General features: G+C 69.9%; 4 protein-coding genes and 2 tRNA genes. 3 read left to right on the top strand and 3 right to left on the bottom strand.

Annotation, left to right across the window (positions count from 1 at the left end; all coding sequences use genetic code 11):
- The 3 genes from Q7T09_RS12855 to rlmB all read right to left on the bottom strand — a co-directional run.
- On the bottom strand, positions 1-615 hold a 615-nt coding region (locus Q7T09_RS12855), incomplete at its 3' end, for a TerC family protein (protein WP_304700182.1).
- Between the two features lie 321 nt (positions 616-936).
- Positions 937-2,619 (bottom strand): hypothetical protein, encoded by a 1,683-nt coding sequence (locus Q7T09_RS12860; protein WP_304700184.1) that lies wholly within the window; start codon positions 2,617-2,619, stop codon positions 937-939.
- 126 nt (positions 2,620-2,745) lie between these two features.
- Positions 2,746-3,543, bottom strand: a complete 798-nt coding sequence (gene rlmB, locus Q7T09_RS12865; protein ID WP_370689241.1) for a 23S rRNA (guanosine(2251)-2'-O)-methyltransferase RlmB — start codon at positions 3,541-3,543, stop codon at positions 2,746-2,748.
- A 123-nt stretch (positions 3,544-3,666) separates the two neighbouring features.
- Between rlmB and Q7T09_RS12870 the strand changes: the two genes are divergently transcribed.
- From Q7T09_RS12870 to Q7T09_RS12880, 3 genes are all read left to right on the top strand, one after another.
- Positions 3,667-3,752 (top strand) — tRNA-Tyr (locus tag Q7T09_RS12870).
- Positions 3,753-3,801: 49 nt separating this feature from the next.
- Positions 3,802-3,875: transfer RNA gene (locus Q7T09_RS12875), tRNA-Gly, on the top strand.
- Positions 3,876-3,899: 24 nt separating this feature from the next.
- The coding region (locus Q7T09_RS12880) for a GTP-binding protein (protein WP_304700188.1) at positions 3,900-3,988 on the top strand (89 nt) is incomplete at its 3' end.

The raw sequence follows: 3,988 nt of genomic DNA on the forward strand, positions 1-3,988 counted from the left end.
GACGGCGTCGCGGTGGCCTTCCCACATCATGTGCAGGGCGACATAGAGCACGATCAGCAGGCCGATATAGCCGATCCACCGATGGCGGTGCAGCAGGCCGGCGATCCAGTTGGCCGCCACGCCCATGAGGGCGATGGAGAAGATCAGGCCGAAGACCAGAACCATCGGATGCTCGCGCGCGGCCCCGGCCACGGCCAGGACATTGTCCAGGCTCATGGACAGGTCGGCGATCAGGATCTGGAGGAAGGCGGCCCGGAAGGTCTTCACCTCCCGCACCCGCGGGTGCTCGGATAGCGCGTCGGCCTGGGCGTGGGTGGCCTGTTCGCGCATCTCGCGCCACATTTTCCAGCACACCCAGAGCAGCAGCAGGCCGCCGCCGAACAGCAGTCCGATGATGCCCAGGAGCTGGGCGGTGATCAAAGCAAAGCCGATCCGCATGACCACCGCCGCGGCCAGCCCCCAGAGGATGACCTTGCGCCGCTGCTCGGCCGGCAGGCCGCCGGCCGCCAGGCCCACGGCCACGGCGTTGTCGCCGGCCAGGACCAGGTCGATCATGATCACCTGCAGGAAGGCCGTCGCGGCGGCCAGGGCTCCCGGGTCGATGAGACTCTCCATGGCTAGTCCGCCTCCGCGTGATGCGCCGCGACGAAGATGACGGCCTTGCGTCCCGGCCGCCTATGCAGCCCTGGCGACGAAGGCGCCACGGCCAAGACCGAGTCGCGAGCGAACGCCAGATGGGTCACCACGATTTGAAGGACGGCGGCGAGAACGCCGAAAGCGGGCGAGTGAGCAACGAAGGGCATGGGCCTTCAATGCGGCGCCCGACGCGACAGGGCAAGCCGATGACGCCCTGCAGCGCCAGTTGGGAAACCCTAGGCGATCGGCGGGCGGTCCCACCCACCGACCGCCCTCCCCACGAAGGGGAGGGCGGGGGTCTTAGTGAGCGTGCGCGGGCTCTTTGTAGTGAGCGTCATGGCCCTCGTGCGCGGCGTGACCATGGTCGTCATGAGCCGCATGGCCATGATCGTCGTGCGCCGCGGCGTGGCCGTGGTCGTCGTGCGCGGCATGGGCGTCGCCGTGACCGTGGTCGTCATGGGCCGCATGGCCATGATCGTCGTGCGCGGCGTGGCCGTGATCGTCATGGGCCGCGGCGTGGCCGTGATCATCGTGCGCGGCGTGGGCGTCGTGACCATGGTCGCCGTGGGCGTCGCCATGACCCTCGTCGTGGTGGTGCGAGGCGATGGCGCCAGCTCCCGCCGCGCCGGCCGCGGCCGCCGCCAGGGGCGCAGCCAAGCCGCCATGATGTTCTTCCGGTTCGGCGTGGGTCGTCCCGGTGTCGGTCATGGTGCGGAACTTGCGGCGACGCTCGGCGCGGCGACGGCTCTCCGAGACGCCGCGGGCCAGGGCGATCAGCAGGGCGAGCGCCGCCAGCACCAGGGCGCCGGCCACCACCTTGTTGGAGGGCACGGGCCCCACGCCGGGCACGGCGACGTCCTTCATCCCCGGGATGCTGAGCTTGCTCAGCAGGCCGGAGAGGTTGACGCTCTTCTTCAGACCCGAGAAATCGAAGCCCTTCTTCTTGGCGGGGGCCTCCGGCATCATCGCGGCCAGCGCCTGTTCGATGCTGGCCAGGGAGAAGGTCATCGGCGGCTTGATCCCGGCTAGGCGGGCGTCGATGTCGGCCTTCAGGGGGCCACGCTCGCCGGCGCCGGGCTTGACCTGCCAGTTGAAGGCGGCGCCTTCGCCGGTCTTGAGCTTGGCGGTCTGCGGACCGTTCGGGGTGATCTCATAGCCGGCGCCCGACAGGGTGGCGGTGACCTCGGCTTTCTTGGCGGCCTTGGTCAGGCCGAGCTTGGCCGCTTCGCGCTGGATCGTGGCCAGCAGGGTCTGGGGCAGGGACAGGGACACCTGGCCGGCCTGGCCCTTGGTGACGGCCTCGGGGACGGCGAGCTTGGAGCCGGCCGCCACCTCGCCGCCGACGGCGGTCTGCAGCTTGGCGAGCTTGGGATCGGCGGGAACCGCCAGCCCCGTGGCCGGGAAGCTGGGCTGGGGCGCCTTGGCCAGGGCGGGCGCGGGCTTGGGCGCGGGCGCAGGCTTGGCCTGTTCCACCACCTTGGGCGCCGCGGCGGTCACGGGCTTGGCGGCGACGACCGCCGGCTTGGCGGCCACCGCCGGGCGCGGCTTGGCCGGCGCGTAATAGGTCTGGGCGACCACCGGATGGCGGGCGCGGGTTCCCGAGCTGACATGGGCTCGGGGTGCGTAACGGGCGCCGTAGACCATGCGGCGCTCGCGGGCCGACATGTCTTCAGGGTTGGCGACCGGCGCCATGGCCGTCACCAGGACGCCGTCGGCGCGGCGATAGGTGACCAGCCGATCCGCAGATCGCGAGGCGGGCCGCGAGGCCGAGGCCATCTGCTGTCCGCCGCCGGGTCCGCCCATCAGGCCGGTGCCGTCGGCGGCGCCGGGCGCGGCGCCCATCAGTTCGGGGGGCGGAGCCTGGGTGTAGGCGTCCGGGGGAGGGGCGACCTCGTGGGAGGTGGGGCCGCTGCAGCCCGCAGCGGTCAACAGCACGGTCGCGGCAGCGCCGCGCAACATCCACTTGGTCAACATAATCGCCATTGGGGCCCCCATCCCATGTCGAGATCAGAGCCGTACACTGGCCCTAAACCTTAACAGTCGCGCAACAGATCACGCTCTGGGCCGGAAATCAAAAGGGGGAATCGCGTGGCGGGTATTCAATTCCCCTCAAGCGCGAGTGCGGGAAGCCTCGTATAGCGCCACCGCGGCGGCGGCCGAGACGTTGAGGCTCTCGAAACCGCCCGGCATGGGAATCTTTCCCAGAGCGTCGCAGTGCTCGGCCACCAGCCGGCGGATGCCCTCGCCCTCCGAACCCAGGACCAGGACGGTTGGGGTTCCGTCCAGCGCCTGCTCCAGGGCCTGGTCGGCGCTCCCGTCCAGGCCCACGGCCCGCCAGCCGAGGTCGGCCAGGGTCTCCAGGGCCCGCGACAGGTTCACCACATGGGCGGTGGGGATCTGGTCCACGGCGCCGGCGGCGGCCTTGGCGAGCGCCCCGGTCAGTTTCGGCGCATGGCGGTCCTGCAGGATGACGCCCGCCGCCCCGAAGGCCGCGGCCGAGCGCAGGATGGCGCCGACGTTCTGCGGATCGGTGACCTGGTCGAGCATCAGCACCACCGCGCCGGACCTGGCCTCAAACTCTTCCAGGGCCACCGGCTCCAGCAGGGCGACCTGCAGGGCCAGGCCCTGGTGAACCGCGCCGCTGGGCAGGTTGTGGCTGATGACGCCGGGCTCGACGATCTCCAGCGCCGGGTTGCGGCCGAATCGCGCCGTGAGCTCCTTGGCGCGGTCAGCGGTGGCCAGCAGGCGGTCGGCCGGTTCGCGGGCCGGATTGGCCAAGGCGGCGCTCACGGCGTGCCAACCCCAGAGCCAGTCGTCGGAAACCGCGTCCCGCCGTCCGGAATGCCTTCCGTGGGGCCCCTTCTTAGAACCCTTCCAGGGCGCGTTGCGTTCGCTGTGTGACGACACTATAAGGCGCACTCCAAATCGGGAACCGGACAGATTTCCCGCCGCTCGCGCCCGGCTTTAGCACCGGACGCACCGATCGGCGGAGGCTTTTTGTTCGGACCTCGGTGTGGCTCCGAGCGCGCTGGGGGAATGTCCCGAGTGGCAAAGGGGGGGGACTGTAAATCCCCTGGCGTACGCCTTCGTAGGTTCGAGTCCTACTTCCCCCACCACGCGCCGGAGCGAAACTCTATGGAGGCTCGCTCACGAGCACCCCGTTTTGCGGGTATAGCACAATGGTAGTGCAGCAGCCTTCCAAGCTGAGGATGCGGGTTCGATTCCCGCTACCCGCTCCATCTCTCAAACGCCCGTAGGATCCCATGGCCAAGGAAAAGTTCGAACGCAATAAGCCGCACTGCAACATCGGCACGATTGGTCACGTTGACCATGGCAAGACGACGCTGACGGC

This window comes from Phenylobacterium sp., from assembly GCF_030645195.1.
Classification (GTDB): domain Bacteria; phylum Pseudomonadota; class Alphaproteobacteria; order Caulobacterales; family Caulobacteraceae; genus Phenylobacterium.

What these genes read in the sequence shown, in the direction of transcription:
- Q7T09_RS12860 (WP_304700184.1), bottom strand. Translation starts at nt 2,619, where the DNA reads ATGGCGATTATGTTGACCAAGTGGATGTTGCGCGGCGCTGCCGCGACC.